Raw genomic sequence first — 25,780 nt, 5'->3', positions numbered from 1 at the left:
CTGTTTTGTAGGGTTCAAATGTAAATTAAATTCGTAAAAACCTTCTAATAAAAAATCGTTTAGAAAAAATAACTTGCTGATATTTGAATAATTAGAAATTAGTTGTACATTTGCGCACCCTTAAAAATAGGGATAATGTTTAATATAAACGAAAAACAGTAATTATTTAGTATGCCAACTATTCAACAATTAGTTCGTAAAGGAAGAACCAAAATAACTAAGAAGAGTAAATCGGCTGCTTTACAAGGAAGTCCTCAAAGACGTGGAGTTTGTACTCGTGTTTATACTACAACGCCAAAGAAACCTAATTCAGCAATGCGTAAAGTTGCCAGAGTTAGATTAACAAATGGTAATGAGATAAACGCATACATTCCAGGTGAAGGACATAACTTACAAGAGCACTCGATAGTATTAGTTAGAGGTGGAAGGGTAAAAGACTTACCAGGTGTAAAATATCACGTAGTACGTGGTGCTTTAGATACTGCAGGAGTTGAAGGAAGAACGCAACGTAGATCAAAATACGGTGCCAAACGCCCTAAGAAGTAAAATTAAGTTATGAGTTATGAGTTTGTGTTTTAGAAATTAAAACCCTAACACCTAACACCTAACACCTAACAACTCAATTTTAAAGACATGAGAAAAAGAGCAGCAAAAAAAAGAGTCTTATTACCAGATCCAAAGTTTAATGATCAGTTAGTAACACGTTTTGTGAATAACTTAATGTGGAGTGGTAAGAAGTCAGTAGCATTTAAAGTATTTTACGATGCATTAGAAATTGTAGAAGAAAGAAAAGGAGAAGGCGAAGAAAAATCGGCTTTAGAAATCTGGAAAGATGGTTTGTCAAATGTAATGCCTCACGTAGAAGTAAGATCTCGTAGAGTAGGTGGTGCAACATTCCAAATTCCAATGCAAATTAGACCAGATCGTAAAGTATCTATGGCTATTAAATGGATGATTTTGTACACTCGTAAGAGAAACGAAAAAACGATGGCACAGCGTTTAGCTGCTGAAATTTTAGCTGCGGCTAAAGAAGAAGGAGCTGCTGTTAAGAAAAGAGTAGATACTCATAAAATGGCAGAAGCTAATAAAGCATTCTCACACTTTAGATTTTAATAGAAATGGCTAGAGATTTAAAATATACAAGAAATATTGGTATTGCAGCACATATTGATGCTGGTAAAACCACAACAACTGAGCGTGTGCTATATTATACAGGTGTTTCACATAAAATTGGTGAAGTACATGATGGTGCAGCTACAATGGATTGGATGGAACAAGAGCAAGAAAGAGGTATTACAATTACTTCTGCAGCAACAACTTGTACCTGGCAATTTCCTTTAGAAAACGCAAAACCAACTCCAGATACAAAAGGATATCACTTTAATATTATTGATACTCCTGGTCACGTAGATTTTACTGTAGAGGTAAATAGATCTTTACGTGTATTAGATGGTTTAGTTTTCTTATTTTCTGCGGTTGATGGTGTAGAGCCACAATCTGAAACTAACTGGAGGTTGGCTGATAACTATAAAGTACCAAGAATTGGTTTCGTTAACAAAATGGATCGTCAAGGATCTGATTTCTTAAATGTAAACACTCAGGTAAAAGAAATGTTAGGTTCTAATGCAGTTCCTATTGTTTTACCAATAGGTGAAGAAGCTGATTTTAAAGGAATCGTAGATTTAGTTAAGAATAGAGCAATTGTGTGGCATGATGAAACACAAGGAGCTACTTTTGATGTGATTGAAATTCCAGAAGAATTAAAAGAAGAAGCAAGAGAGTATAGAGCTTTATTAATTGAAGAAGTAGCAAGTTACGATGAGAACTTGTTAGAAAAATTCATGGAAGATGAAGATTCTATTACAGAAGATGAAGTACATGCCGCTTTAAGAGCTGCTGTTATGGATATGGCTATCATACCTATGATTTGTGGTTCAGCATTTAAAAATAAAGGTGTTCAGTTCTTATTAGATGCTGTATGTCGTTATTTACCATCACCTTTAGATAAAGAGGCTATTATTGGAACAGATCCTGATACAGGAGAAGAAATTTCTCGTAAGCCAGATGCAAAAGAGCCGTTTGCTGCCTTAGCATTTAAAATTGCTACAGATCCTTTTGTAGGTCGTTTAGCATTTTTTAGATCATATTCTGGTAGATTAGATGCAGGTTCTTATGTGTTAAATAATCGTTCAGGAAAAAAAGAACGTATTTCTAGAATCTATCAAATGCACGCTAATAAGCAAAATGCTATCGATTATATTGAGGCAGGAGATATTGGTGCTGCTGTAGGATTTAAGTCAATTAAGACAGGAGATACACTTTCTTCAGAAAAACATCCTATTGTTTTAGAATCTATGGATTTTCCAGATCCAGTAATTGGTATCGCAGTTGAGCCTAAAACAAAAGCAGATGTAGATAAATTAGGAATGTCTTTAGCGAAGTTAGCAGAAGAAGATCCAACATTTACGGTTAGAACAGATGAAGCTTCTGGTCAAACAATTATATCAGGAATGGGTGAATTACACTTAGATATTATTGTAGATCGTTTAAAGCGTGAGTTTAAAGTTGATGTAAATCAAGGTCAACCACAAGTTGAGTACAAAGAAGCAATTACAGCTGCAGCAGATCATAGAGAGGTTTATAAGAAACAATCTGGTGGACGTGGTAAGTTTGCAGATATTGTATTTACTATGGAGCCTGCAGATGAAGGAACTCAAGGTTTGCAATTCGAATCTATTATTAAAGGTGGTAACGTTCCAAAAGAATTTGTACCATCAGTAGAAAAAGGATTCAAAGAAGCAATGAAAAACGGTCCTTTAGCGGGTTACGAAATGGATTCAATGAAAGTAACATTAAAAGATGGTTCTTTCCACCCTGTAGATTCTGATCAATTATCATTTGAGTTAGCTGCAAAATTAGGTTACAAAGCTGCTGCAAAAGCTGCAAGAGCTAAAATTATGGAGCCTATTATGAAGTTAGAAGTGTTAACTCCAGAAGAAAATATGGGTGATATCGTAGGAGATTTAAACAGAAGAAGAGGTCAGGTTTCTGATATGTCAGATAGAGCAGGGTCTAAAGTTGTTAAAGCTACAGTGCCATTATCAGAAATGTTTGGTTATGTTACTGCTTTAAGAACAATGTCTTCTGGTAGAGCAACTTCTACTATGGAGTTTTCTCATTACGCAGAAACCCCATCAAATATATCTGAAGAAGTAATAGCAGCTGCTAAAGGATAAATAATAAGTTAGAAAGTTGAAAGTTTGATAGTTTAAAAGTTGAATGCTAAATTTTAATATTTCCAAACAACAAGAACTAACAACTAACAACTAACAACTAATAACTAAAAAAGATGAGTCAAAAAATTAGAATAAAATTAAAGTCTTACGATTACAACTTAGTAGATAAGTCTGCTGAAAAAATAGTAAAGACGGTAAAAAGTACGGGCGCAGTTGTAAACGGACCAATACCTTTACCAACACATAAAAAGATTTTTACAGTTTTGCGTTCACCACACGTAAACAAGAAGTCTAGAGAGCAATTTCAATTAGCTGCTTACAAAAGATTATTAGACATTTATAGTTCTTCTTCAAAAACTATTGATGCTTTAATGAAACTTGAGTTACCAAGCGGTGTTGAGGTTGAGATTAAAGTGTAATGAAACTTAAACTTTTCAGTAGAAAAGTTTATTAGTTGAATACATTCCGAACTTGTTTCGGAATCTCGAACAAAAATAAAGTGTTAACTTTCGGTTTAATTTTGTTAAGCCGAAAGTTTTTTATACTTTTGCAACCCGAAATAGAGTAGGGTGATGCTGTTTTTTAGTACAAAACTCAATAACAGTAATATGTCTAGAGCGTTTCGCAAAGGAAAAACGGTAAAAACAAATTCAGTATAGAACGCGTTTTTATGCTGATTTTTTTTGAAAGAAACGTGAAAGATGAAAGTGAAACATTAGTTTCAAAAAAATAATTATTAATAATAGACGCGCTGAAATTTTAAGTTTAAGTTCAGGGTTTAAAAGTTTAAGGTTCTGATAAAGAACTAAGAACTAAAAACGAACAACTAAAAACTGATTTTATCGTCTAAAATTTTAACTAAATGTCTGGGTTAATAGGAAGAAAAATTGGAATGACCAGCTTATTTGATGAAAACGGGAAAAATATTCCTTGTACAGTAATCGAAGCAGGTCCTTGCGTTGTTACCCAAGTCAGAACCGAAGAGGTTGACGGCTACAATGCGTTGCAACTTGGTTTCGATGACAAAAAGTCGAAGAGTTCTAACAAAGCGTTAGACGGTCACTTTAAAAAAGCTGGCACCACTGCTAAAAAGAAAGTCGTTGAATTCCAAGGGTTTGAAGAAGAGTACAAATTAGGAGATTCTATCACAGTAGAGCACTTTACTGAAGGAGAATTTGTTGACGTGTCAGGTGTATCAAAAGGAAAAGGTTTTCAAGGTGTTGTAAAACGCCACGGTTTTGCGGGTGTGGGTCAAGCTACTCACGGTCAACATAATCGTTTAAGAGCTCCTGGTTCTATTGGTGCTGCATCTTACCCTGCAAGAGTATTCAAAGGAATGCGTATGGCAGGAAGAATGGGTGGCGAAAATGTGAAAGTACAAAACTTAAGAGTATTAAAAGTAGTTGCTGAAAAGAACTTACTTGTTGTTAAAGGAGCGGTTCCTGGACACAAAAATGCTTTTGTAACTATTCAGAAATAATGAAAGTAGCAGTTTTAGATATTACAGGGAAAGATACAGGTAGAAAAGTTGAACTTTCTAAAGATGTATTTGGTATAGAGCCTAATGATCACGCTATTTATTTAGATGTTAAACAGTACTTGGCAAACCAACGTCAAGGAACTCATAAATCTAAAGAAAGAGCTGAAATTACTGGTTCTACAAGAAAGATAAAAAAACAAAAAGGAACTGGTACTGCAAGAGCAGGTTCTATCAAGTCTGGTGTTTTTAGAGGTGGTGGGCGTATGTTCGGACCAAGACCAAGAAATTATTCTTTTAAATTGAATAAAAACTTAAAGCGTTTAGCACGTAAATCTGCTTTAAGTATTCAAGCAAATGATAAAAATTTAGTAGTAGTTGAAGACTTCAATTTTGATTCTCCAAAAACTAAAAACTTTGTAAATGTTTTAAAAGCATTAGAGTTGGATACTAAAAAATCATTATTTGTTTTAAATGGTGAGAATAGCAATGTTTATTTGTCATCAAGAAACTTGAAAAACTCTAAAGTGATCAACGCTTCAGAAATTTATACTTATGGTGTTTTAAACGCTAATAAAGTTGTGATTACCGAAGGTTCTTTAGAAGGAATTAACTCAAATTTAAGCAAATAGGGAAATGAGTATTTTAATTAAACCTATTATTACGGAAAAAGCGACAAACGATAGCGAATTATTTAATCGTTATTCATTTGTTGTAGATAAAAAAGCTAACAAAGTGGAGATTAAAGATGCTGTTGAGGCAGCTTATGGAGTTTCTATTTCAAGCGTAAAAACTTTAAACTATCCAATTCAAAGAAATACAAAGTATACTAAAAAAGGTTTAGTTACTGGTATTAAGAGCGGATACAAAAAAGCAATTGTGCAGTTAGCGGAAGGAGAAAGTATTGATTTTTATAACAATCTTTAAGAAAAGACAGAATGTCAGTTAGAAAATTAAAACCAATAACACCAGGTCAGCGTTTTAGAGTTGTAAATGGGTTCGACACCATAACAACTGATAAGCCGGAAAAGTCATTATTGGCACCGAAAAAAAGATCTGGAGGTCGAAACAATCAGGGTAGAATGACAACACGTAATATTGGTGGTGGTCATAAACAAAAATACCGTATTATCGATTTTAAAAGAGATAAAACAGGTGTTCCTGCAACAGTAAAAACTATAGAGTACGATCCAAATCGTACAGCATTTATTGCATTACTTAGTTATGCTGATGGTGAAAAACGTTATGTAATTGCTCAAAACGGTTTAAAAGTAGGTCAAACTATTATTTCAGGTAGTGACATTGCTCCAGAAATTGGAAATGCAATGCCATTAAGTGAAATTCCTTTAGGAACAACAATTTCTTGTATAGAATTGCACCCAGGTCAAGGAGCTGTTATGGCGCGTTCTGCTGGTTCTTTTGCGCAGCTAATGGCAAGAGATGGTAAGTATGCTACGGTTAAGTTACCTTCTGGTGAAACAAGATTAATCTTGTTAACGTGTATGGCTACAATTGGAGTTGTATCTAATTCAGATCATCAATTATTAGTATCTGGTAAAGCAGGTAGAAGAAGATGGTTAGGTAGAAGACCAAGAGTAAATGCAGTAAGAATGAACCCTGTTGATCATCCAATGGGTGGTGGAGAAGGACGTGCTTCTGGAGGTCATCCAAGATCTAGAAATGGTATTCCTGCTAAAGGATTTAAAACTAGATCTAAGACTAAGGCTAGTAATAAGTATATTATAGAACGTAGAAAGAAATAATTAAGTTATGGCAAGATCATTAAAAAAAGGACCTTACGTTCACTATAAATTAGAGAAAAAAGTGTTGGCTAATGTAGAAGCTGGTAACAAAACAGTAATTAAAACTTGGTCTAGAGCAAGTATGATTACTCCAGATTTTGTAGGACAAACTATTGCAGTTCATAACGGACGTCAGTTTGTACCAGTATATGTTACAGAAAACATGGTAGGGCATAAATTAGGCGAATTTTCACCAACTCGTTCTTTTAGAGGACACGCTGGTGCAAAAAATAAAGGAAAAAAATAAGTAGGAAATGGGAGTTCGTAAAAAAAATATGGCAGATCAGTTAAAAGCAGATAGAAAGCAACGTGCTTTTGCAAAGCTTACTAACTGTCCTACATCACCAAGAAAAATGCGTTTGGTGGCAGACCAAGTTAGAGGTGTAGAAGTTGAAAAAGCTTTACAAATCTTAAAGTTCAGCCCAAAAGAAGCATCCATCAATTTAGAGAAATTGTTATTGTCTGCAATTGCAAACTGGCAAGCTAAAAATGAAGATGCATCTATAGAAGACGCAGGTTTATATGTAAAATCTATTTGTGTAGATAGTGCAGGAATGTTAAAAAGATTAAGACCAGCTCCACAAGGGCGTGCTCATAGAATTCGTAAGCGTTCTAACCACGTTACTTTAGAGTTAGGTAGTAAAAATTTAAGTAATTAATCAAAGTAGAAATGGGACAAAAAACTAATCCAATAGGAAATCGTTTAGGAATCATCAGAGGTTGGGAATCTAACTGGTATGGTGGTAATGACTACGGAGATAAAATTGCTGAAGATGATAAGATAAGAAAGTATATTAATGCTAGATTATCTAAAGCAAGTGTTTCTAGAGTAATTATAGAGCGTACTTTAAAACTTGTAACCGTTACTATCACTACTGCACGTCCAGGTATCATTATTGGTAAAGGAGGTCAAGAGGTAGACAAGTTAAAAGAAGAGCTTAAGAAAATTACTGGTAAAGAAGTTCAAATCAATATTTTTGAAATTAAACGTCCAGAATTAGATGCAAAATTAGTTGCAACTAGTGTGGCTCGTCAAATTGAAAATAGAATTTCTTACAAGAGAGCAATCAAAATGGCTATTGCTGCAACAATGAGAATGAATGCTGAAGGAATTAAAATTCAAATTTCAGGTCGTTTAAATGGAGCAGAGATGGCGCGTTCAGAGCACTATAAAGAAGGTAGAATTCCTCTATCTACTTTTAGAGCTGATATTGATTATGCACTTGTAGAATCTCATACTACTTATGGAAGAATAGGTGTAAAAGTATGGATTATGAAGGGTGAAGTTTATGGTAAACGTGAGTTATCTCCATTAGTAGGATTATCAAAGCAAAAAGGCGGTGGTAATAAAGGTGGTGGAAAACGTCAACCTCGTAGAAGAAAATAATTTTTAAAATTAGAAATTAAAAATGTTACAGCCAAAAAGAGTAAAATACCGTAAGGTACAGAAGGCGAAAGGAAATATGACTGGTATTTCTGGAAGAGGAAATCAACTTTCTAACGGAATGTTTGGTATCAAATCTTTAGACCAGAACTTATTAACTTCTCGTCAGATAGAAGCAGCTCGTATCGCGGCAACTCGTTATATGAAAAGAGAGGGGCAGTTATGGATTAAAATATTTCCAGACAAGCCTATCACTAAAAAACCTTTAGAGGTTCGTATGGGTAAGGGTAAAGGAGCACCAGATCATTTTGTTGCAGTTATTAAACCAGGTAGAATTTTGTTTGAAGTTGGTGGTGTGCCAATGAATGTAGCAAAAGAAGCTTTACGTTTAGCAGCTCAGAAACTTCCTGTAAAAACGAAGTTTGTAATAGCAAGAGATTTTGATATTAACGCATAATTCGATATACAATGAAACAATCAGAAATAAAAGAATTATCTACAGCAGATCTTAATGAGAAGTTGGGAGCGTTGCAAAAGAATTATACTGATCTTAAAATGGCTCACGCAATAACTCCTATGGAGAACCCATTGCAATTGAGAAGTTTAAGAAGAACTGTAGCAAGAATTGCAACAGAATTAACAAAAAGAGAATTACAATAATTCTATAGTCAGTTTTAAAGATGGAAAAAAGAAATCTTAGAAAAGAGAGAATTGGTGTTGTTTCTAGTAGCAAAATGGAAAAATCTATTGTTGTTTCTGAAACAAAAAGAGTAAAGCACCCAATGTACGGAAAGTTCGTATTAAAGACTAAGAAGTACGTTGCACACGACGAAAAGAATGATTGCAACGAAGGAGATACTGTTAGAATCATGGAAACAAGACCTATGAGTAAATCTAAACGTTGGAGATTAGTAGAAATCCTAGAAAGAGCTAAATAATATGTTACAGACAGAATCAAGATTAAAAGTAGCAGATAATACTGGAGCTAAAGAAGTTTTAGTAATTAGAGTTTTAGGAGGTACAAAAAAACGTTACGCAAGTATTGGAGACAAGATTGTGGTATCTGTTAAATCTGCAACTCCTAACGGAACTGTAAAAAAAGGTCAAGTATCTAGAGCAGTTGTTGTAAGAACTAAAAAAGAAGTGAGACGTAAAGATGGGTCATACATCAGATTTGATGATAACGCTTGTGTACTTTTAAACCCTACAGAGGAAATGAGAGGTACACGTGTATTTGGTCCTGTTGCTCGTGAGCTTCGTGAGAAACAATTCATGAAAATAGTATCATTAGCACCTGAAGTGCTTTAAATCATTATACAAAATGAAGAAGTTCAAATTAAAATCAGGAGATACTGTAAAAGTAATTGCAGGAGATCACAAAGGATCAGAAGGTAAAGTTTTACAAATTATCAAAGATAAGGATAGAGTTTTAGTAGAAGGTGTAAACTTAGTTTCTAAGCACACTAAACCTAGCGCTCAAAACCCTCAAGGTGGTATTGTAAAAAAAGAAGCATCATTACATATTTCTAACGTAATGTTAGTAGAAGATGGTGTTGCTGTAAGAGTTGGTTATAATGTTGATGGAGATACTAAAACTAGAATCTCTAAAAAAACTAAAAAATAAGAATAATCATGAGTTACATACCAAGATTAAAAGCAGAATACAAAGAAAGAGTTATAAAAGCTCTTACTGAAGAATTCAGTTATAAGAATGTAATGCAAGTTCCAAAATTAGAAAAAATAGTGGTTTCTAAAGGTGTTGGTGCTGCAATTGCAGATAAGAAATTAATAGATTATGCTGTAGAAGAGTTGACGAAAATTACAGGTCAGAAAGCAATTTCTACTATTTCTAAAAAAGATGTTGCATCATTTAAATTGCGTAAAGGAATGCCAATTGGCGTTAAAGTTACTTTACGTGGCGATAAAATGTATGAATTCTTAGATAGATTAGTTACAGCTTCTTTACCACGTGTAAGAGACTTTAACGGTATAAAAGCTAATGGATTTGATGGAAGAGGTAATTACAACTTAGGGATTACAGAACAAATCATATACCCAGAGATTAATATTGACCAAGTGAAAAAAATTAACGGTATGGATATTACGTTTGTAACATCTGCAAATACTGATAAAGAAGCAAAGTCATTATTAGGAGAATTAGGTTTACCATTCAAAAAAAATTAAGAAATGGCTAAAGAATCAATGAAAGCTCGCGAACGCAAAAGAGCAAAGACAGTTGCAAAATATGCAGAAAAGAGAAAAGCTTTAAAAGAAGCTGGAGACTATGAAGCTTTGCAAAAATTACCAAAAAATGCATCGCCAATTAGAATGCATAATAGATGTAAATTAACTGGTCGTCCAAAAGGATATATGCGTCAATTTGGTATTTCTCGTGTAACGTTTAGAGAAATGGCAAACCAAGGATTAATACCCGGAGTTAAAAAGGCAAGTTGGTAGAAATCAAAAATAAAGCTTAAAAATAAAAATAGAATGTGTACCTTTGCACGCTCTATTTTTTTAAGTATAAGAAATTTAACTGATTATAGGTTCAATTATCACAGAGAAATCTGTAGCATAAATAGAGGTTTTTGAAAACCGTAATCGCAATTTTATATTAATATGTATACAGATCCAATCGCGGATTTTCTTACAAGAGTAAGAAATGCAATCGCAGCAGGACACAGAGTAGTGGAAATTCCGGCTTCAAACTTGAAGAAGGCAATGACTAAAATTTTGTTTGATCAAGGGTATATTTTAAGTTACCAGTTCAATGACGATAAAGTGCAAGGAACAATTAAGATAGCTTTAAAATATGACAAAGACACAAAAGAGTCAGTAATTAGAAAAATTCAACGAATTAGTACACCAGGTTTGCGTAAGTATGTTGGCTCTTCAGAGATGCCAAGAGTATTAAACGGACTTGGAATTGCTATTGTTTCTACATCTAAAGGTGTGATGACAAACAAAAAAGCACGTCAAGAAAATGTTGGAGGAGAAGTTTTATGTTACGTTTATTAATCTATAAGAAATGAGTAGAATAGGAAAAAATCCCGTTAGCATTTCACAAGGTGTAGATGTAAACATAAAAGACAATATTGTAACTGTAAAAGGGAAATTAGGAGAGTTATCTCAAACTATTTCTGAAGGAATTACAATAAAAGTTGAAGATGCTCAAGTAGTTCTTGAAAGAGCATCAGAAAGTAAAGACCATAAAGCACAACACGGTTTAATGAGAGCCTTAATCAATAATATGATAGAAGGTGTATCTAAAGGTTGGACTAAAGAATTAGAATTGGTAGGTGTAGGTTATAGAGCTTCTAATCAAGGACAAAAATTAGAATTAGCTTTAGGGTTTTCTCATAATATAGTTTTACAATTAGCTCCAGAAGTTAAAGTAGAAACAATATCAGAAAAAGGGAAAAACCCAATCGTTAAATTAACTTCTTATGACAAACAATTAGTGGGTCAAGTAGCTGCGAAAATCAGAGGTTTCCGTAGACCAGAACCATACAAAGGAAAAGGAGTTAAGTTTGTAGGTGAAGTATTAAGAAGAAAAGCAGGTAAATCTGCATAATATATAGCATTATGGCATTATCAAAGCTAGAAAGAAGAACTAGAATTAAGCGTAGAATTAGAAAGATTATTTCTGGTACTGCTACTAAACCAAGATTATCGGTTTTTAGAAGTAACAAAGAAATTTACGCTCAATTAGTAGACGATGTAAACGGAGTAACATTAGCTGCTGTTTCATCAAGAGATAAAGAAATTAAAGCAACTACTAAAGTAGAAGCTGCTACAGCAGTAGGTAAATCTATCGCTGAAAAAGCTACTAAAGCAGGAGTAGAAACAGTTGCTTTCGATAGAAACGGATATTTATATCACGGTAGAGTTAAAGTATTAGCAGATGCTGCAAGAGAAGCTGGTTTAAAATTTTAAGAAATTATGCAAGGTTATAAAAACGTAGAAAGAGTTAAACCAAGCGGATTAGAGCTTGTAGATAGATTAGTAGGTGTACAACGTGTAACTAAAGTAACAAAAGGTGGTAGAGCATTTGGTTTCTCTGCAATTGTAGTTGTTGGCGATGGTAACGGAGTTGTTGGACATGGATTAGGAAAATCTAAAGATGTTTCTTCAGCAATTGCAAAAGCAGTTGAAGATGCAAAGAAAAATTTAGTAAGAATACCAATTTTAGAAGGTACATTGCCTCATGAGCAAAAAGGTAAATTTGGTGGAGCAAAAGTATTCATCAAACCTGCTTCTCCTGGTACAGGAGTTATTGCTGGGGGTGCAGTACGTGCAGTATTAGAGTCTGTAGGGGTACATGATGTATTATCAAAATCTCAAGGTTCTTCTAATCCTCACAATGCAGTAAAAGCAACTTTTAATGCTTTATTACAATTACGAAGTGCAGCTGCAATTGCAAAGCAAAGAGGTATATCTTTAGAAAAAGTATTTAACGGATAAATCTAAGAACGATGGCAAAAATTAAAGTTACACAAGTAAAAAGTCAAATCGGGCGTCTTAAGAATCAAAAGAGAACTTTAGAGGCATTAGGTTTACGCAGATTAAACCAAACTGTTGAGCACGAGGCAACTCCATCAATAGTTGGTATGGTAAATAAAGTTTCACATTTAGTTTCTGTAGAGAAATTAAAATAAGATATTTAAAATGAGTAGTTTACACAACTTAACACCAGCAGAAGGATCTGTAAAAAAGGGAAAAAGAATCGCACGTGGTGAGGGTTCTGGTCATGGAGGAACTTCTACAAGAGGTCACAAAGGGGCAAAATCTCGTTCAGGTTATTCTAGAAAAATAGGTTTTGAAGGTGGACAAATGCCACTTCAAAGACGTGTGCCAAAATTTGGTTTCACAAACATAAACCGTAAAGAATATCAAGGTATCAACTTAGATAAATTACAATCTTTAGTTGATAGTGGTAAGATAACAGATACAGTAGATTTAGATATTTTAATTGCTAATAGACTAGCAGGTAAAAACGACTTAGTAAAAATATTGGGTGGTGGAGAATTAAAAGCTAAATTAAATATAACTGTACATAAATTTACAGCATCAGCAAAAGCTGCTATTGAAGCGGCTGGAGGAGAAGCTATTACTTTATAACACCCCGTAAATGATGAATTTTATTAATAGATTAAAAGACATTTTCAGTATCGAAGAATTAAAAAACAAAATTCTTCTTACTATTGGTTTAATTGCTGTATATCGTTTTATGGCGGCTGTTCCTTTACCAGGGATAGACCCATTACAATTAACAGCATTAAAAGAAAGTACTTCTGGTGGTCTTTTAGGTTTATTGAATGCATTTACAGGAGGAGCATTTGCTAGAGCGTCAGTAATGGCTCTTGGTATTATGCCATATATTTCTGCATCTATTGTAGTTCAGTTAATGGGAATTGCGGTTCCTTATTTACAGAAGTTACAAAAAGATGGAGAAAGTGGACGTAAAAAAATTACGCAAATTACAAGATGGTTAACCATAGGTATTACGTTAGTACAAGCACCAACGTACATTACTGCTATTAAAACTCAGTTTGGTTTAGGACCAGAAGCATTTTTAGTAAGTGGAGCAACTTTTTGGATATCATCAATTATCATCTTAACTGCAGGTACAATTTTTGCAATGTGGTTAGGTGAGCGTATTACAGACAAAGGAGTTGGTAATGGTATTTCATTATTAATTACTGTAGGTATTATCGCAAACTTTCCAGCAGCATTTTTACAAGAATTCGTAGCAAAAACAACAAATGCTGGTGCAGGAGGAATTATGATGGTTTTAATTGAAATCATAGTTTGGTTTGTAGTAATTTTATTAACTGTGCTATTAGTAACTGCCGTTCGTAAAATTGCAGTTCAATATGCCAGAAGAACAGTTGCAGGAAACATACAAAACGTTGCAGGGTCAAGAGATTATATTCCTTTGAAATTAAATGCAGCAGGTGTTATGCCAATTATCTTTGCACAAGCAATTATGTTTTTACCAGTTGCTTTGGCACAAAGATTTCCGGCAATTGCAAGTTTGCAAGATATTAATGGTTTATGGTACAATGTTATTTTTGCATTGTTAATTATCATCTTTAGTTATTTCTATACAGCAATTACAATTCCTACGAATAAAATGGCTGATGATTTAAAAAGAAGTGGTGGTTTTATACCAGGTATTAGACCAGGTAAAGACACAGCAGACAGGTTAGATTCTGTATTGTCTAGAATAACGTTCCCAGGATCGTTATTTTTAGCAGCATTATCTATCTTACCAGCAATTGTAGTTCAGTTTGGAGTGCAACAAAGTTGGGCTATGTTTTATGGTGGTACATCTTTAATTATTATGGTGGGTGTGGCAATTGATACATTACAACAAATTAATTCGTATTTATTAAATCGTCATTACGATGGTTTAATGAAAGCGGGAAATAGCAATAGAAAATCGAATAAATAATATGGCTAAGCAATCAGCAATTCAACAAGACGGAACCATTACAGAAGCATTATCAAATGCAATGTTTCGTGTAGAATTAGAAAACGGACATATTGTAACAGCACACATTTCTGGTAAAATGCGTATGCATTATATTAAATTATTACCAGGAGATAAGGTAAAATTAGAAATGAGTCCTTACGATTTAACAAAGGCAAGAATTACTTACAGATACTAAAAATTAAATAATTGAAAGATTAAAAGATTGAAGTATTTAATTTTTAAATCTTTTAATTTTTAAATAAAACTAAAAACAGATGAAAGTTAGAGCATCAGTTAAAAAAAGAAGTGCCGGCTGCAAAATAGTGCGCAGAAAAGGTAGATTATACGTGATTAATAAACAAAATCCTAGATTTAAACAAAGACAAGGATAAAGTAGACGTTAGATTTTTAGATGTTAGATGTTAGATTTTTTCTAACAAAACTTTTTCAAAAGAGTTATAACTAACAGCTAAAGACTAACAACTAATAACTAATTAATATGGCAAGAATAGCAGGTATTGATATTCCAAAGAATAAAAGAGGAGTTATTGCTTTAACTTACATCTTTGGTATAGGAAACAGTAGAGCTAAACAAGTTTTAGCAGACGCAAAAGTAGACGAAAGTATTAAAGTTCAAGATTGGACTGATGATCAAATCGCAGCAATTAGAGAACAAGTAGGAGCTTTTACAATTGAAGGTGAATTACGTTCTGAGGTTCAGTTAAACATTAAACGTTTAATGGATATTGGTTGTCAAAGAGGAATCCGTCATAGAATGGGACTTCCTTTAAGAGGTCAAAGAACTAAAAATAATTCTCGTACAAGAAAAGGTAAGAGAAAAACAGTAGCTAACAAGAAAAAATAGGTTAGGATTAAACTAGTTGTTGCTCTAGTGTACAGTATTTTTTAAATACACTTTACTAGAAGACAATTACTAAAAACAAAATTATGGCAAAAGCAAGTTCAAAAAAACGTAAAGTAATTATTGATGCAATAGGAGAAGCACATGTAACCGCTTCTTTTAACAACATTATTATTTCTTTAACAAATAAAAAAGGTGACGTTATTTCTTGGTCATCTGCAGGTAAAATGGGTTTTAGAGGTTCTAAAAAGAATACTCCTTATGCAGCTCAATTAGCAGCAGAAGACTGTGCAAATGTTGCAAAAGAAGCAGGTTTACGCAAAGTAAAAGTGTATGTAAAAGGACCTGGTAATGGTAGAGAATCTGCTATTAGATCTATCCACAATGCTGGTATTGAAGTAACTGAAATTATAGATGTTACACCAATTCCTCATAACGGATGTCGTCCACCAAAAAGAAGAAGAGTTTAACGATTTTAGATTTTATAGACACGATTTTCAAACTTTTAGTTCGATTTTAATCGTATGTCATAAATCATCAATCGTATATTAATTAATATTTTAATCAATTAGGAATCAGATTATCGAAGGAGTAAGCCTTAATTCATAATCCCTAGTTATAACAAAAACAAAATGGCAAGATATACAGGACCAAAAACTAAAATTGCACGTAAATTCGGTGAAGCAATTTTTGGCGAAGACAAAAACTTCGAAAAAAGAAATTATCCTCCAGGACAGCATGGTAATGCAAGAAGAAGAGGGAAAAAATCTGAATATGCAACGCAATTAGCTGAAAAGCAAAAAGCTAAATATACTTATGGTATTTTAGAGCGTCAGTTCAGTAACTTATTTAAAAAAGCGTCAGCTTCTCAAGGAATTACAGGTGAAATCTTATTGCAATTATGTGAATCTCGTTTAGATAATGTAGTTTACAGAATGGGAATTTCAAAATCTAGAAGTGGAGCACGTCAGTTAGTATCTCACAGACACATTACTGTTAATGGAGGAATTGTAAATATTCCATCTTATCAATTAAAAGAAGGAGATGTTGTTGCTGTAAGAGAAAAATCTAAATCATTGGTAGCTATTGAAGATGCTTTAGCATCTAGCAACAACGTTTACGAATGGTTGACTTGGAATTCTGATACTAAAACTGGGACTTTTGTAAAAGTACCAGAAAGAATACAGATTCCTGAAAACATTAATGAGCAATTCATTGTAGAATTATATTCTAAATAATAATTTAATAACATTGGTATTTGGCCAAAGGGTATATATGTATTTCTTCAAACATTTAAACCGCGCAACCTAATAACAATTAAAACGAAGAAAAAATGGCAATTTTAAATTTTCAGAAACCTGATAAAGTAATTATGATTGAATCTACAGATTTTTCTGGAAGATTCGAATTCAGACCTTTAGAACCAGGTTTTGGTTTAACAGTAGGTAATGCTTTAAGGAGAGTATTATTATCATCTTTAGAAGGATTTGCAATTACATCATTAAGAGTAGATGGTGTAGAACACGAATTTTCTACGGTTCCAGGAATTGTAGAAGATGTAACAGAAATTATCTTAAACTTAAAACAAGTTCGTTTTAAGAAACAAATAGATGAAACTGATAGAGAAACTGTTTCTGTTTCTGTTTCTGGTCAAGAGCAGTTTACTGCAGGAGACTTACAGAAGTTTATTTCTGGTTTTCAAGTATTGAATCCAGATTTAGTAATCTGTAATATGGATAAATCTGTAAAATTAAATGCTGAAATTACCATTGAAAAAGGTAGAGGATTTGTACCTGCTGAAGAAAATAAAAAAGCTTCTGCGCCAATAGGAACTATCTTTACAGATTCTATTTACACGCCAATTAAGAATGTAAAATATGCAATCGAAAATTTCCGTGTTGAGCAAAAAACAGATTATGAAAAATTAGTTTTCGATATCGATACTGATGGATCAATCAACCCAAAAGACGCATTAACAGAAGCAGCAAAAATATTAATTCACCACTTTATGTTATTCTCTGATGAGCGTATCACTTTAGAGGCAGATGAAATTGCGCAAACAGAAACTTATGATGAAGAATCATTACATATGCGTCAGTTATTAAAAACGAGATTGATAGATATGGATTTATCTGTAAGAGCTTTAAATTGTTTAAAAGCTGCAGAGGTAGATACATTAGGAGATTTAGTTTCTTTTAACAAAAGCGATTTAATGAAATTTAGAAACTTTGGTAAAAAATCATTAACAGAACTAGAAGAATTAGTGATTGTTAAAGGTTTAAGTTTCGGAATGGATTTAACAAAATACAAATTAGATAAAGATTAAAGAAGTTTGAGGTTTGAGGTTTTAATTTTACTTCATACTTCTAGCTTCCATCTTATAACCAGTTTTCATATTTTGCTCCTCAAAATGGGTAGATGCAAGATGAAAGCATAAAACAAACGTCAAAATGAGACACGGAAAAAAACACAATCATTTAGGTAGAAAAACAGCGCATAGAAAAGCGATGTTAGCGAATATGGCTTGTTCTTTAATAGAACACAAACGTATTAACACTACAGTAGCAAAAGCAAAAGCTTTAAGAGTTTTTGTTGAGCCATTAATAACAAAATCTAAAGCAGATACAACTCACAACAGACGTATTGTATTTTCTTATTTAAGAGATAAATATGCAGTTACAGAATTGTTTAAAGAAATTTCTGTAAAGGTAGGAGACAGGCCAGGTGGTTATGTTCGTATTATCAAATTAGGAAACCGTCAAGGAGATAATGCTCCTATGGCAATGGTAGAATTAGTTGATTACAACGAAATTTACAATCCTAAAGGTAAAAAAGCTAAAAAATCTACAAGAAGAAGTAGAAGAGGTGGAGGTAAAAAAACCGAAGCTACTGCACAAGTAGAAGAAACGGCAACAGAAGAAAAATCTGAAGAATAAAAAATGAAAATTTTTTAATTTATACAAAAGGGATAAGCGTTTACGTTTATCCCTTTTTTTATGTTTTCAAAAAGTAATTTAATACCATTTGTTGTTTTATTTTGGTAAATTCAAATTGTAAATGGTATAACTTGTCATTTTGACTTTATGGAGAAATCTAAATTGTTTAAAATAAAATAACAGATTTTTCGTCTCCATTTATTTCGCTCAAAACGACACTTTTAATAATTTTGTTAAAAACCCAAAATCGAATTACAAATAATAAAACTTATAATTTGTAAATTTGTAACGCAAGAAACACAACAACAATCAATGAAATATCAAACACGCAAAAAGGCTTTAGTTTTATTAGCAGATGGCACCATTTTTTATGGTAAATCTGTTGGAATAGAAGGCACATCAACAGGAGAAATCTGTTTTAATACGGGTATGACTGGTTACCAAGAGATTTTTACAGACCCATCTTATTTTGGTCAATTAATGGTAGCAACAAATGCTCATATTGGTAATTATGGAATAAATAATGAAGAAGTAGAATCTGATGGAATCAAAATTTCTGGATTAATTTGTAGAAACTTTAGCTTTACACATTCTAGAGTTGATTCTGATGGAAATTTAAAAGATTGGTTCAACAAACATAATTTAGTGGCTATTTCTGATGTTGATACAAGAGCATTAGTAGCATACATTAGAGATAATGGAGCAATGAATGCAATTATTTCTACAGATGTTGATAATATTGATGCTTTAAAGAAACAATTAGCAGAAGTACCTAGTATGGAAGGTTTAGAATTGGCTTCTAAAGTGTCTACAACAGCACCTTATTTTGTAGGTGATGAAAGTGCTGAGATTAAAATATCAGCCTTAGATATTGGTATCAAGAAAAATATTTTAAGAAATTTAGCAAAAAGAGGTGCCTATATAAAAGTCTTTCCTTACAATACTACATTCAAAGAATTAGGAGCTTTTAATCCTGATGGATATTTTATTTCAAATGGTCCTGGAGACCCAAAACCTTTAGTAAGTGCCCAAGAAGTTGCAAAAGAAATTATTAAAAACAATTTACCTCTTTTCGGAATTTGTTTAGGACATCAAGTAATTGCATTGTCTCAAGGAATTTCAACTTATAAAATGCATAATGGACATAGAGGTATTAATCACCCAGTAAAAAATCTATTAACAGGTAAAGGTGAAATTACTTCTCAAAATCACGGTTTTGCAATTAATAGAGAAGAAGCAGAAGCGAACGAAAATGTAGAAATTACACATATACATTTAAATGATCATACAGTGGCAGGAATTCGTTTAAAAGATAAGAATGTTTTTTCTGTACAATATCATCCAGAAGCAAGTCCTGGTCCACACGATTCTGAGTATTTGTTTGATCAATTTATAGAAAACATTAAAGCTTCTAAAGCAGTTACAAATTAGTATTTCTTTGCCTGATTAAGTAGAAAACGTTTTCGTAAGTAACTGTTTAAAGTCAAGGTAAACAAGGCTATATTTTGTAAATTAGCACTCTAAAAAATAGAGATATAAATTAATTAAATTACAATAAAATGAGTATTATAATTAGCGTTCATGCACGTCAAATTTTTGATTCAAGAGGAAACCCAACTGTAGAAGTAGATGTAACTACAGAAAACGGAATTTTAGGTAGAGCAGCAGTTCCTTCTGGAGCTTCTACTGGAGAACACGAAGCTGTTGAGTTACGTGATGGTGGAAAAGATTATATGGGTAAAGGTGTTTTAAAAGCGGTAGATAACGTTAATAACATTATTGCTCAAGAATTATTAGGAACATCTGTATTCGAACAAAATGCTATCGATAAATTAATGATAGATTTAGACGGAACACCAAACAAATCTAAATTAGGCGCAAATGCAATTTTAGGAGTTTCTTTAGCTGCTGCTAAAGCTGCTGCTAATGAGTTAGGAATGCCTTTATATAGATATGTAGGTGGTGTTTCTGCCAATACATTACCTGTACCAATGATGAACATCATTAATGGAGGTTCTCACTCAGATGCGCCAATTGCTTTTCAAGAATTTATGATAATGCCAGTTAAAGCTGAAACTTTTTCTAAAGCAATGCAAATGGGTTCTGAAATTTTCCATAACTTAAAGAAAGTTTTACACGACAGAAACTTATCTACTGCTGTAGGTGATGAAGGTGGTTTTGCACCAACTTTAGATGGTACAGAAGACGCTATCGAAACGATTGCTTTGGCAGTTAAAAACGCTGGTTATTCTTTTGGTGATGAAATTAAAATCGCTTTAGATTGTGCTTCAGCAGAATTTTTTGTTGATGGAAAATACGATTACACTAAATTCGAAGGAGATAAAGGTGTTATTAGAACTTCTAATGAACAAGCAGAATACTTAGCAGAATTAGCAAACAAATATCCAATTATCTCAATTGAGGATGGTATGGATGAAAATGATTGGGAAGGAACAAAATACCTTACAGAATTAATTGGAGATAAAGTGCAGTTAGTTGGTGATGATTTATTTGTAACTAATGTAGATCGTTTATCTAGAGGAATTAAAGAAGGTATTGCAAATTCAATCTTAATTAAAGTAAACCAAATTGGTTCTTTAACTGAAACTATTGCAGCAGTTAATATGGCTAAAAATGCAGGTTATACTTCTGTAATGTCTCACAGATCTGGTGAAACTGAAGATAATACAATTGCAGATTTAGCAGTTGCATTAAATTGTGGACAAATAAAAACAGGTTCTGCTTCTCGTTCAGATAGAATGGCAAAGTACAATCAATTATTAAGAATTGAAGAAGAATTAGGAGAAACTGCTTATTTTCCAAAAGAACAAGCATTTAAAATCTAATTTCACAAACTAAATTTTTTAGAAGCCTCATATTTTTATGGGGCTTTTTTTGTGTTTTAAACATATAAAGCAAGGTTATTTTAAGATATCAAAAATCTATTATAGACACCTTTTAAAATCCTTCAAAAAATGGTATCTTCGCGTTACTTAATAATACATAAAAACCATCAGTAAATGTCAGATACCGCTAAATTACAAATTGGAGATAATTCTTATGAATTTCCGATTGTAAAAGGAACAGAAAATGAAGTTGCTATTAATATTAAAAATTTAAGAAATGCAACCAATGGCGTAATTACTTTAGATCCTGGTTATAAAAACACTGGTTCGTGTGAAAGCGCAGTTACTTTTTTAGATGGCGAAAAAGGAATCTTAAGGTACAGAGGCTTTTCTATTGAAGAGTTAGCAGACAAAGCCGATTTTTTAGAAGTTGCTTTTACACTTATTTTTGGAAATTTACCTACAAAAGTACAGTTAGAAAAATTTCAGTATGATATAAAAGAGAATTCATTAGTAGATGATGATGTAAGAAAAATTATAGAAGCTTTTCCTAGAAATGCCCATCCAATGGGAGTTTTATCATCTTTAACAAGCGCTTTAACAGCATTTAATCCTTCTTCAGTAAACATTGATTCTGAAGAAGAAATGTACAATGCTATAGTTAGAATTTTAGGTAAATTTCCTGTTCTTGTAGCTTGGACTATGCGTAAGAAAAAAGGATTTCACTTAAATTATGGTAGAAAAAATTTAGGCTATGTAGAGAACCTTATGTATATGATGTTTAAGCAGCCAAATGAAGATTTTGTAATAAATCCAATTATTAAAAATGCCTTAGACAAATTATTAATTTTGCATGCAGATCATGAGCAAAACTGTTCTACTTCTACTGTAAGAATAGTTGGTTCTTCTCATGCAGGTTTATTTGCTTCTTTATCTGCTGGTATTTCTGCACTTTGGGGACCATTACATGGTGGTGCAAATCAAGCAGTTTTAGAAATGCTTGAGGCAATAAAATTAGATGGAGGAGATACAAAAAAATACATGGCAAAAGCCAAAGATAAAAACGACCCTTTTCGTTTAATGGGATTTGGACATAGAGTTTATAAAAACTTCGATCCGAGAGCAAAAATTATTAAGTCTGCTGCAGATGAAGTTTTAAATGATTTAGGTGTAAACGATCCTATTTTAGAAATAGCAAAAGGTTTGGAGCAAGAAGCATTGAATGACGAATACTTTGTAAAACGAAAGTTGTATCCTAATGTAGATTTTTATTCGGGTATAATTTATAGAGCTATGGGAATTCCCACAGATATGTTTACAGTTATGTTTGCTTTAGGACGTTTGCCAGGTTGGATTGCTCAATGGAAAGAAATGAGACTAAAGAAAGAACCAATAGGACGTCCACGTCAAGTTTATGTTGGAAAAAACTTAAGAGAGTTTGTAGATGTAGACAAAAGATAAAAAAATGTATTATTTTTACCAAAAAACAAAAAGCTTCATAAATTATGAAGCTTTTTTTATCGATTTTAAAATATGCTACAACTTAATATAAAAAATGAAACTTCAAGATTAAGAGCTGTTATTTTAGGAACTGCTAAAAGTAATGGAGGTGTACCCAAGGTAGAAGATTGTTACGATCCAAAAAGTATAGAACACGTTTTAGCTGGCACATATCCAAAAGAAGAAGATATGATTTTAGAAATGGAAGCTGTTGCTAATGTTTTTAAAAAGTATGATGTTCAGGTTTTTAGACCAGAAGTTATAGAAAATTACAATCAAATATTCTCTAGAGATATCGCTTTTGTAATTGATGATAAATTTATTGAAGCCAATATTTTACCAGATAGAGAAAAAGAATACAAAGCAATAGACAATGTAATTTCTCAAATAAATTCTAATCACATAATTGTTTTACCAGAAGAATGTCATATTGAAGGAGGAGATGTAATGCCTTGGAATGATTATATTTTTGTTGGAACTTATTCAGGAGAAGATTATTCAGATTATATAACAGCACGCACAAATATTGATGCTGTAATTGCGCTACAAGAACAATTTCCTCATAAAACAGTAAAATCTTTTGAGTTAAGAAAGTCTAATACAGATCCAAAAGAAAATGCATTACATTTAGATTGTTGCTTTCAACCAGTAGGAAAGAATAAAGCAATTCTTCATAAAAACGGATTTTTAGTAGAAAGCGAATACCAATGGTTGGTAGATTTCTTTGGAAAAGAAAATGTTTTTGAAATTACAAAAGAAGAAATGTACAATATGAATAGCAATGTTTTTTCAATTTCTGAAGAAGTAATTATTTCTGAAAAAAACTTTACAAGATTAAATACTTGGCTTAGAGAAAATTGTTTTACTGTAGAAGAAGTTCCGTATGCAGAAATTGCAAAACAAGAAGGTTTATTACGTTGTTCTACAATGCCTTTAATTAGGGATTAATTTTTTTAGGTTAGTTTATTTTTTTGAGAAAGTTAACTAATAAACTTCTTTGTAAAAACAAAGAGGCTGGTTTATTAGTTATTGTGGCTATTAGCTACTATTTTATTAACCTTCGTAAGAAGGTTAATAAAGTTTGTTAGCTTTTTCACCGTGTAAAAGGTTTTGAGATAATCTTGCTAATTTTTGAAGTGCTACAAGTCTATTATAAGATACAGAATTAGGAAACATATTGTTAAATATTATCTGTAATACTTTTTATTATTTCTTTATGTTTTTTTCCAAACAAATAATGCCAATAAAACCGAAAGAGTTGCTGCACCTATCCAAAAAAAAGAGATGGTGTCAAAATTATAAAGTGTTTCTCCGTTTACAATTGTTTTGTTGTTTTCAATTAGATATCCACTTGCAATGTCTTGAATTCCTGCGGCTGCGTAACTCATAATTCCTACAATTCCTAATGCTGCTCCTGAGGCTTTTTTTGAGGCAATATCTACTGCCATTAATCCTCCTAAATAACAAATTAATGCTCCAATACCTAAACCAAAAAGGACCATACTAAAGGCATCTAACCACCACATATTTTTTGGACCTAATAAGAAAAGGGAAAGTGCAAATACATTCATCAATCCAAAAATTAATGCGGGCGCATTTCTTCTTCCTTTAAATAATTTATCGGAAACAAAACCCGAGGAAGCCGTTCCTAAAATTCCACAAACTGCACTTATAGCTACTAAACTATTGGCTTGGGTTAAGGTGTATCCTTTAGCAGCTTCAAAATAATAAGGTCCCCAACTATTTACAGCGTATCTAGAGATGTACATAAAAGCACTTGACAAGGCTAAAATCCATACATAAGGATTTTTTAAAACGCCTCGTTGTTCTTGCCAAGTTGAGGTTTTCTTTTTTGTAAAATCCTTATTTACAGGAGGTAAACCTTTGCTCTCTGGTGTGTCGTGAAAGAAAATAGCAATCATTAAAGCTCCTAAAAGCCCTACTATTGCTGCCGCTCTAAAACCCCATTGCCAACCAAAATAAGAAACCACAACTGCTGTTAGAATGTAGGTTATTGCTTCTCCAATATTGTGGCTAGTGCTCCAAAACCCATAAAAACTACCTCTCTCTGAATCTTTATACCATCTTGATAATGATACAACACTTGAAGGCGCTCCCATAGATTGTACCCATCCATTGACTCCCCAACAGACCGCAAAAAACAAAAATGAACTTGTAAAACCCATTATCAAATTTGCCAATGCTGACACTAAAAGACCTACAGACATAAATCTTTTTATATTGCTATGATCTGCCAAAAAACCATTGGTAAATTTACCCATTGCATAAGCAAAAAATAACGTTGACCCAATAATACCCAATTCTGACTCTGTTAGAACTCCGGCATCTACAATTGGTTTTTTAATAACATTTAAGCTTAATCTACACACATAATACAGCCCATATCCTAAAGTAGCAGAGATAAAAACTTGCCACTTGAGTTTTTTATAATATGTTTTTTGATTGTCTTCTGAAAGTGATATTGGTTTTGGAAGTGATTTTTTAAAAAAATGTATCATTGGTTTTATTTTATTGATGAAAATTTAAAAAGGACATAATAATTTAACTATGCCCTTTTACTAACTAATTCAAATAAATAGTTTTAGAGTTTTATTTGTGTAATCCTCTTTTTCTTAAATAATTGAGTAATAATTGCGGACGGTCTGTTTGAATCATATTGATTCCTTTTTTTACATACCAGCCATAAATGCTATCAGTGTTTTTAACTGCCATATCATCTTCGTAACCAGCATTCAAATTTTTCCAAAGAGAGTTTACCCATACTTTTGTTCCAATAGTTTTTATTGAATCAAACTTTTTTAGTATTGGAGATTTGGTATCAGAAAAAACAAATTCTATTGCAATAGGATTGAGGCTTTTTAAATATTCATTTACTCTTTTAACTGCATTTTTTTTATCCAGTTCAATAACTGGCATAAATGCTACATTATCTAAATATTCTTTAAAATCATTTTTTACCTCCTTAACAGAAACATTTCCTTTCATTAATACTTGATTAGTAGTGTTCGTTTCTTGTAATAAAGGATAGATTGTATTAAAATAATTGTAACATTTATCTAAATTTATCATAATTTTACCTTTAGCTAAATTTAATGCTTCTCTTAATGTTGGAATTTTATGATGAGTTTTATGATTTGCTCCATTTTTTAGATATAAGGTTTTATGGACTTGCAACTAAAAGTCGGACAAATTTTCTAAGACCTATGCTACATATTTGAATTGATTAATTTCTTGTTCA

38 protein-coding genes are annotated in these 25,780 nt (G+C 32.5%); 36 read left to right on the top strand and 2 right to left on the bottom strand.

Features of this window, described 5'->3' with window-relative positions; all coding sequences use genetic code 11:
* Positions 1–171: 171 nt before the first annotated feature.
* The 36 genes from rpsL (at position 172) to ACY2RX_RS12330 (ending at position 23,469) form a co-directional block, all read left to right on the top strand.
* Positions 172–546 carry a 30S ribosomal protein S12 gene (rpsL, locus tag ACY2RX_RS12505; RefSeq protein WP_015482216.1) on the top strand — a complete coding sequence of 125 codons (375 nt, stop codon included), beginning with the start codon at positions 172–174 and terminating at the stop codon, positions 544–546.
* 87 nt (positions 547–633) lie between these two features.
* Positions 634–1,113 carry a 30S ribosomal protein S7 gene (rpsG, locus tag ACY2RX_RS12500; RefSeq protein WP_490104313.1) on the top strand — a complete coding sequence of 160 codons (480 nt, stop codon included), beginning with the start codon at positions 634–636 and terminating at the stop codon, positions 1,111–1,113.
* 5 nt (positions 1,114–1,118) lie between these two features.
* Entirely contained in the window at positions 1,119–3,236 is a 2,118-nt protein-coding gene (fusA, locus tag ACY2RX_RS12495) for an elongation factor G (protein ID WP_490104312.1), read from the top strand.
* A 113-nt stretch (positions 3,237–3,349) separates the two neighbouring features.
* Positions 3,350–3,655, top strand: a complete 306-nt coding sequence (gene rpsJ, locus ACY2RX_RS12490) for a 30S ribosomal protein S10 (protein ID WP_068363283.1) — start codon at positions 3,350–3,352, stop codon at positions 3,653–3,655.
* A gap of 443 nt (positions 3,656–4,098) precedes the next feature.
* Entirely contained in the window at positions 4,099–4,716 is a 618-nt protein-coding gene (gene rplC, locus ACY2RX_RS12485; protein WP_490104311.1) for a 50S ribosomal protein L3, read from the top strand.
* On the top strand, positions 4,716–5,345 hold the full coding sequence (rplD, locus tag ACY2RX_RS12480; RefSeq protein ID WP_288955439.1) for a 50S ribosomal protein L4: 630 nt from the start codon (positions 4,716–4,718) through the stop codon (positions 5,343–5,345). The genes rplC and rplD overlap by 1 nt, the downstream gene beginning before the upstream one ends.
* A 4-nt stretch (positions 5,346–5,349) precedes the next feature.
* The gene (gene rplW, locus ACY2RX_RS12475) at positions 5,350–5,640 is read left to right on the top strand and encodes a 50S ribosomal protein L23 (protein ID WP_109403432.1); all 291 of its coding nucleotides are present in this window, start codon (positions 5,350–5,352) and stop codon (positions 5,638–5,640) included.
* Between the two features lie 11 nt (positions 5,641–5,651).
* Positions 5,652–6,476, top strand: coding sequence for a 50S ribosomal protein L2 (gene rplB, locus ACY2RX_RS12470; protein ID WP_490104310.1), 825 nt, complete (start codon positions 5,652–5,654; stop codon positions 6,474–6,476).
* A gap of 7 nt (positions 6,477–6,483) precedes the next feature.
* On the top strand, positions 6,484–6,762 hold the full coding sequence (rpsS, locus tag ACY2RX_RS12465) for a 30S ribosomal protein S19 (protein WP_015482224.1): 279 nt from the start codon (positions 6,484–6,486) through the stop codon (positions 6,760–6,762).
* A 7-nt stretch (positions 6,763–6,769) separates the two neighbouring features.
* Positions 6,770–7,174 carry a 50S ribosomal protein L22 gene (gene rplV / locus ACY2RX_RS12460; RefSeq protein ID WP_397447313.1) on the top strand — a complete coding sequence of 135 codons (405 nt, stop codon included), beginning with the start codon at positions 6,770–6,772 and terminating at the stop codon, positions 7,172–7,174.
* Between the two features lie 11 nt (positions 7,175–7,185).
* The gene (rpsC, locus tag ACY2RX_RS12455; protein ID WP_490104309.1) at positions 7,186–7,902 is read left to right on the top strand and encodes a 30S ribosomal protein S3; all 717 of its coding nucleotides are present in this window, start codon (positions 7,186–7,188) and stop codon (positions 7,900–7,902) included.
* A gap of 22 nt (positions 7,903–7,924) precedes the next feature.
* Complete coding sequence (gene rplP, locus ACY2RX_RS12450; RefSeq protein ID WP_490104308.1) at positions 7,925–8,356, top strand: 50S ribosomal protein L16; 432 nt, start codon at positions 7,925–7,927, stop codon at positions 8,354–8,356.
* A gap of 11 nt (positions 8,357–8,367) precedes the next feature.
* The gene (gene rpmC, locus ACY2RX_RS12445) at positions 8,368–8,559 is read left to right on the top strand and encodes a 50S ribosomal protein L29 (protein ID WP_068363305.1); all 192 of its coding nucleotides are present in this window, start codon (positions 8,368–8,370) and stop codon (positions 8,557–8,559) included.
* A 20-nt stretch (positions 8,560–8,579) separates the two neighbouring features.
* A complete protein-coding gene (rpsQ, locus tag ACY2RX_RS12440) occupies positions 8,580–8,837 on the top strand; it encodes a 30S ribosomal protein S17 (protein WP_091891527.1) in 258 nt (85 codons plus the stop codon).
* Between the two features lies 1 nt (position 8,838).
* The gene (gene rplN, locus ACY2RX_RS12435; RefSeq protein ID WP_015482230.1) at positions 8,839–9,207 is read left to right on the top strand and encodes a 50S ribosomal protein L14; all 369 of its coding nucleotides are present in this window, start codon (positions 8,839–8,841) and stop codon (positions 9,205–9,207) included.
* Between the two features lie 13 nt (positions 9,208–9,220).
* Positions 9,221–9,523 carry a 50S ribosomal protein L24 gene (gene rplX / locus ACY2RX_RS12430; RefSeq protein WP_114425995.1) on the top strand — a complete coding sequence of 101 codons (303 nt, stop codon included), beginning with the start codon at positions 9,221–9,223 and terminating at the stop codon, positions 9,521–9,523.
* An 8-nt stretch (positions 9,524–9,531) separates the two neighbouring features.
* Entirely contained in the window at positions 9,532–10,083 is a 552-nt protein-coding gene (gene rplE / locus ACY2RX_RS12425; protein WP_490104307.1) for a 50S ribosomal protein L5, read from the top strand.
* A 3-nt stretch (positions 10,084–10,086) separates the two neighbouring features.
* Entirely contained in the window at positions 10,087–10,356 is a 270-nt protein-coding gene (gene rpsN, locus ACY2RX_RS12420; protein WP_091891535.1) for a 30S ribosomal protein S14, read from the top strand.
* 162 nt (positions 10,357–10,518) lie between these two features.
* A complete protein-coding gene (gene rpsH / locus ACY2RX_RS12415; RefSeq protein WP_490104306.1) occupies positions 10,519–10,917 on the top strand; it encodes a 30S ribosomal protein S8 in 399 nt (132 codons plus the stop codon).
* A gap of 10 nt (positions 10,918–10,927) precedes the next feature.
* The gene (rplF, locus tag ACY2RX_RS12410) at positions 10,928–11,473 is read left to right on the top strand and encodes a 50S ribosomal protein L6 (protein ID WP_490104305.1); all 546 of its coding nucleotides are present in this window, start codon (positions 10,928–10,930) and stop codon (positions 11,471–11,473) included.
* Positions 11,474–11,484: 11 nt separating this feature from the next.
* Positions 11,485–11,835 (top strand): 50S ribosomal protein L18, encoded by a 351-nt coding sequence (gene rplR / locus ACY2RX_RS12405; RefSeq protein WP_490104304.1) that lies wholly within the window; start codon positions 11,485–11,487, stop codon positions 11,833–11,835.
* Between the two features lie 3 nt (positions 11,836–11,838).
* Positions 11,839–12,363 carry a 30S ribosomal protein S5 gene (rpsE, locus tag ACY2RX_RS12400; protein ID WP_490104376.1) on the top strand — a complete coding sequence of 175 codons (525 nt, stop codon included), beginning with the start codon at positions 11,839–11,841 and terminating at the stop codon, positions 12,361–12,363.
* Between the two features lie 11 nt (positions 12,364–12,374).
* Positions 12,375–12,557, top strand: a complete 183-nt coding sequence (gene rpmD, locus ACY2RX_RS12395; protein ID WP_114425983.1) for a 50S ribosomal protein L30 — start codon at positions 12,375–12,377, stop codon at positions 12,555–12,557.
* A 10-nt stretch (positions 12,558–12,567) separates the two neighbouring features.
* On the top strand, positions 12,568–13,020 hold the full coding sequence (rplO, locus tag ACY2RX_RS12390) for a 50S ribosomal protein L15 (protein WP_490104303.1): 453 nt from the start codon (positions 12,568–12,570) through the stop codon (positions 13,018–13,020).
* 13 nt (positions 13,021–13,033) lie between these two features.
* Positions 13,034–14,356: a preprotein translocase subunit SecY gene (gene secY, locus ACY2RX_RS12385; protein WP_490104375.1), complete on the top strand. Its 1,323-nt coding sequence runs from the start codon at positions 13,034–13,036 to the stop codon at positions 14,354–14,356.
* 1 nt (position 14,357) lies between these two features.
* Positions 14,358–14,573, top strand: coding sequence for a translation initiation factor IF-1 (gene infA, locus ACY2RX_RS12380; RefSeq protein WP_015482241.1), 216 nt, complete (start codon positions 14,358–14,360; stop codon positions 14,571–14,573).
* Between the two features lie 79 nt (positions 14,574–14,652).
* The gene (gene ykgO, locus ACY2RX_RS12375) at positions 14,653–14,769 is read left to right on the top strand and encodes a type B 50S ribosomal protein L36 (RefSeq protein WP_422160688.1); all 117 of its coding nucleotides are present in this window, start codon (positions 14,653–14,655) and stop codon (positions 14,767–14,769) included.
* A 107-nt stretch (positions 14,770–14,876) separates the two neighbouring features.
* Positions 14,877–15,242 (top strand): 30S ribosomal protein S13, encoded by a 366-nt coding sequence (gene rpsM, locus ACY2RX_RS12370; RefSeq protein ID WP_490104302.1) that lies wholly within the window; start codon positions 14,877–14,879, stop codon positions 15,240–15,242.
* A gap of 83 nt (positions 15,243–15,325) precedes the next feature.
* Positions 15,326–15,709, top strand: a complete 384-nt coding sequence (gene rpsK / locus ACY2RX_RS12365; protein ID WP_036825729.1) for a 30S ribosomal protein S11 — start codon at positions 15,326–15,328, stop codon at positions 15,707–15,709.
* Positions 15,710–15,871: 162 nt separating this feature from the next.
* Positions 15,872–16,477 (top strand): 30S ribosomal protein S4, encoded by a 606-nt coding sequence (gene rpsD / locus ACY2RX_RS12360; RefSeq protein ID WP_490104301.1) that lies wholly within the window; start codon positions 15,872–15,874, stop codon positions 16,475–16,477.
* Between the two features lie 95 nt (positions 16,478–16,572).
* Positions 16,573–17,565 (top strand): DNA-directed RNA polymerase subunit alpha, encoded by a 993-nt coding sequence (locus ACY2RX_RS12355; protein WP_490104300.1) that lies wholly within the window; start codon positions 16,573–16,575, stop codon positions 17,563–17,565.
* 124 nt (positions 17,566–17,689) lie between these two features.
* Positions 17,690–18,175 carry a 50S ribosomal protein L17 gene (gene rplQ, locus ACY2RX_RS12350; RefSeq protein ID WP_490104299.1) on the top strand — a complete coding sequence of 162 codons (486 nt, stop codon included), beginning with the start codon at positions 17,690–17,692 and terminating at the stop codon, positions 18,173–18,175.
* 312 nt (positions 18,176–18,487) lie between these two features.
* Positions 18,488–19,606, top strand: a complete 1,119-nt coding sequence (gene carA / locus ACY2RX_RS12345) for a glutamine-hydrolyzing carbamoyl-phosphate synthase small subunit (RefSeq protein ID WP_490104298.1) — start codon at positions 18,488–18,490, stop codon at positions 19,604–19,606.
* Between the two features lie 128 nt (positions 19,607–19,734).
* Positions 19,735–21,021, top strand: coding sequence for a phosphopyruvate hydratase (gene eno / locus ACY2RX_RS12340; RefSeq protein WP_490104297.1), 1,287 nt, complete (start codon positions 19,735–19,737; stop codon positions 21,019–21,021).
* A gap of 174 nt (positions 21,022–21,195) precedes the next feature.
* Positions 21,196–22,482: a citrate synthase gene (locus ACY2RX_RS12335; protein ID WP_490104296.1), complete on the top strand. Its 1,287-nt coding sequence runs from the start codon at positions 21,196–21,198 to the stop codon at positions 22,480–22,482.
* Positions 22,483–22,554: 72 nt separating this feature from the next.
* Complete coding sequence (locus ACY2RX_RS12330; RefSeq protein ID WP_490104295.1) at positions 22,555–23,469, top strand: dimethylarginine dimethylaminohydrolase family protein; 915 nt, start codon at positions 22,555–22,557, stop codon at positions 23,467–23,469.
* Between the two features lie 266 nt (positions 23,470–23,735).
* On the opposite strand, the gene ACY2RX_RS12325 is transcribed toward ACY2RX_RS12330, so the two are convergent.
* Both ACY2RX_RS12325 and ACY2RX_RS12320 read right to left on the bottom strand, forming a co-directional pair.
* Positions 23,736–25,040, bottom strand: a complete 1,305-nt coding sequence (locus ACY2RX_RS12325) for an MFS transporter (protein ID WP_490104294.1) — start codon at positions 25,038–25,040, stop codon at positions 23,736–23,738.
* A 91-nt stretch (positions 25,041–25,131) separates the two neighbouring features.
* Positions 25,132–25,716: a DUF4996 domain-containing protein gene (locus ACY2RX_RS12320; RefSeq protein ID WP_490104293.1), complete on the bottom strand. Its 585-nt coding sequence runs from the start codon at positions 25,714–25,716 to the stop codon at positions 25,132–25,134.
* Positions 25,717–25,780 lie beyond the last annotated feature (64 nt).

The sequence above is a fragment of the Polaribacter sp. 2405UD43-2 genome, from assembly GCF_058147125.1.
Note: the sequence above shows the minus strand (reverse complement) of the source record. Positions and strands in the feature narration are given on the sequence as shown.

Bases quoted from the DNA above. Each gene is read 5' to 3' on its own strand.
- rpsL (WP_015482216.1), top strand. From the start codon at position 172: ATGCCAACTATTCAACAATTAGTTCGTAAAGGAAGAACCAAAATAACT.
- rpsG (WP_490104313.1), top strand. From the start codon at position 634: ATGAGAAAAAGAGCAGCAAAAAAAAGAGTCTTATTACCAGATCCAAAG.
- fusA (WP_490104312.1), top strand. From the start codon at position 1,119: ATGGCTAGAGATTTAAAATATACAAGAAATATTGGTATTGCAGCACAT.
- rpsJ (WP_068363283.1), top strand. From the start codon at position 3,350: ATGAGTCAAAAAATTAGAATAAAATTAAAGTCTTACGATTACAACTTA.
- rplC (WP_490104311.1), top strand. From the start codon at position 4,099: ATGTCTGGGTTAATAGGAAGAAAAATTGGAATGACCAGCTTATTTGAT.
- rplD (WP_288955439.1), top strand. From the start codon at position 4,716: ATGAAAGTAGCAGTTTTAGATATTACAGGGAAAGATACAGGTAGAAAA.
- rplW (WP_109403432.1), top strand. From the start codon at position 5,350: ATGAGTATTTTAATTAAACCTATTATTACGGAAAAAGCGACAAACGAT.
- rplB (WP_490104310.1), top strand. From the start codon at position 5,652: ATGTCAGTTAGAAAATTAAAACCAATAACACCAGGTCAGCGTTTTAGA.
- rpsS (WP_015482224.1), top strand. From the start codon at position 6,484: ATGGCAAGATCATTAAAAAAAGGACCTTACGTTCACTATAAATTAGAG.
- rplV (WP_397447313.1), top strand. From the start codon at position 6,770: ATGGGAGTTCGTAAAAAAAATATGGCAGATCAGTTAAAAGCAGATAGA.
- rpsC (WP_490104309.1), top strand. From the start codon at position 7,186: ATGGGACAAAAAACTAATCCAATAGGAAATCGTTTAGGAATCATCAGA.
- rplP (WP_490104308.1), top strand. From the start codon at position 7,925: ATGTTACAGCCAAAAAGAGTAAAATACCGTAAGGTACAGAAGGCGAAA.
- rpmC (WP_068363305.1), top strand. From the start codon at position 8,368: ATGAAACAATCAGAAATAAAAGAATTATCTACAGCAGATCTTAATGAG.
- rpsQ (WP_091891527.1), top strand. From the start codon at position 8,580: ATGGAAAAAAGAAATCTTAGAAAAGAGAGAATTGGTGTTGTTTCTAGT.
- rplN (WP_015482230.1), top strand. From the start codon at position 8,839: ATGTTACAGACAGAATCAAGATTAAAAGTAGCAGATAATACTGGAGCT.
- rplX (WP_114425995.1), top strand. From the start codon at position 9,221: ATGAAGAAGTTCAAATTAAAATCAGGAGATACTGTAAAAGTAATTGCA.
- rplE (WP_490104307.1), top strand. From the start codon at position 9,532: ATGAGTTACATACCAAGATTAAAAGCAGAATACAAAGAAAGAGTTATA.
- rpsN (WP_091891535.1), top strand. From the start codon at position 10,087: ATGGCTAAAGAATCAATGAAAGCTCGCGAACGCAAAAGAGCAAAGACA.
- rpsH (WP_490104306.1), top strand. From the start codon at position 10,519: ATGTATACAGATCCAATCGCGGATTTTCTTACAAGAGTAAGAAATGCA.
- rplF (WP_490104305.1), top strand. From the start codon at position 10,928: ATGAGTAGAATAGGAAAAAATCCCGTTAGCATTTCACAAGGTGTAGAT.
- rplR (WP_490104304.1), top strand. From the start codon at position 11,485: ATGGCATTATCAAAGCTAGAAAGAAGAACTAGAATTAAGCGTAGAATT.
- rpmD (WP_114425983.1), top strand. From the start codon at position 12,375: ATGGCAAAAATTAAAGTTACACAAGTAAAAAGTCAAATCGGGCGTCTT.
- rplO (WP_490104303.1), top strand. From the start codon at position 12,568: ATGAGTAGTTTACACAACTTAACACCAGCAGAAGGATCTGTAAAAAAG.
- secY (WP_490104375.1), top strand. From the start codon at position 13,034: ATGAATTTTATTAATAGATTAAAAGACATTTTCAGTATCGAAGAATTA.
- infA (WP_015482241.1), top strand. From the start codon at position 14,358: ATGGCTAAGCAATCAGCAATTCAACAAGACGGAACCATTACAGAAGCA.
- ykgO (WP_422160688.1), top strand. From the start codon at position 14,653: ATGAAAGTTAGAGCATCAGTTAAAAAAAGAAGTGCCGGCTGCAAAATA.
- rpsM (WP_490104302.1), top strand. From the start codon at position 14,877: ATGGCAAGAATAGCAGGTATTGATATTCCAAAGAATAAAAGAGGAGTT.
- rpsK (WP_036825729.1), top strand. From the start codon at position 15,326: ATGGCAAAAGCAAGTTCAAAAAAACGTAAAGTAATTATTGATGCAATA.
- rpsD (WP_490104301.1), top strand. From the start codon at position 15,872: ATGGCAAGATATACAGGACCAAAAACTAAAATTGCACGTAAATTCGGT.
- ACY2RX_RS12355 (WP_490104300.1), top strand. From the start codon at position 16,573: ATGGCAATTTTAAATTTTCAGAAACCTGATAAAGTAATTATGATTGAA.
- rplQ (WP_490104299.1), top strand. From the start codon at position 17,690: ATGAGACACGGAAAAAAACACAATCATTTAGGTAGAAAAACAGCGCAT.
- carA (WP_490104298.1), top strand. From the start codon at position 18,488: ATGAAATATCAAACACGCAAAAAGGCTTTAGTTTTATTAGCAGATGGC.
- eno (WP_490104297.1), top strand. From the start codon at position 19,735: ATGAGTATTATAATTAGCGTTCATGCACGTCAAATTTTTGATTCAAGA.
- ACY2RX_RS12335 (WP_490104296.1), top strand. From the start codon at position 21,196: ATGTCAGATACCGCTAAATTACAAATTGGAGATAATTCTTATGAATTT.
- ACY2RX_RS12330 (WP_490104295.1), top strand. From the start codon at position 22,555: ATGCTACAACTTAATATAAAAAATGAAACTTCAAGATTAAGAGCTGTT.
- ACY2RX_RS12325 (WP_490104294.1), bottom strand. From the start codon at position 25,040: ATGATACATTTTTTTAAAAAATCACTTCCAAAACCAATATCACTTTCA.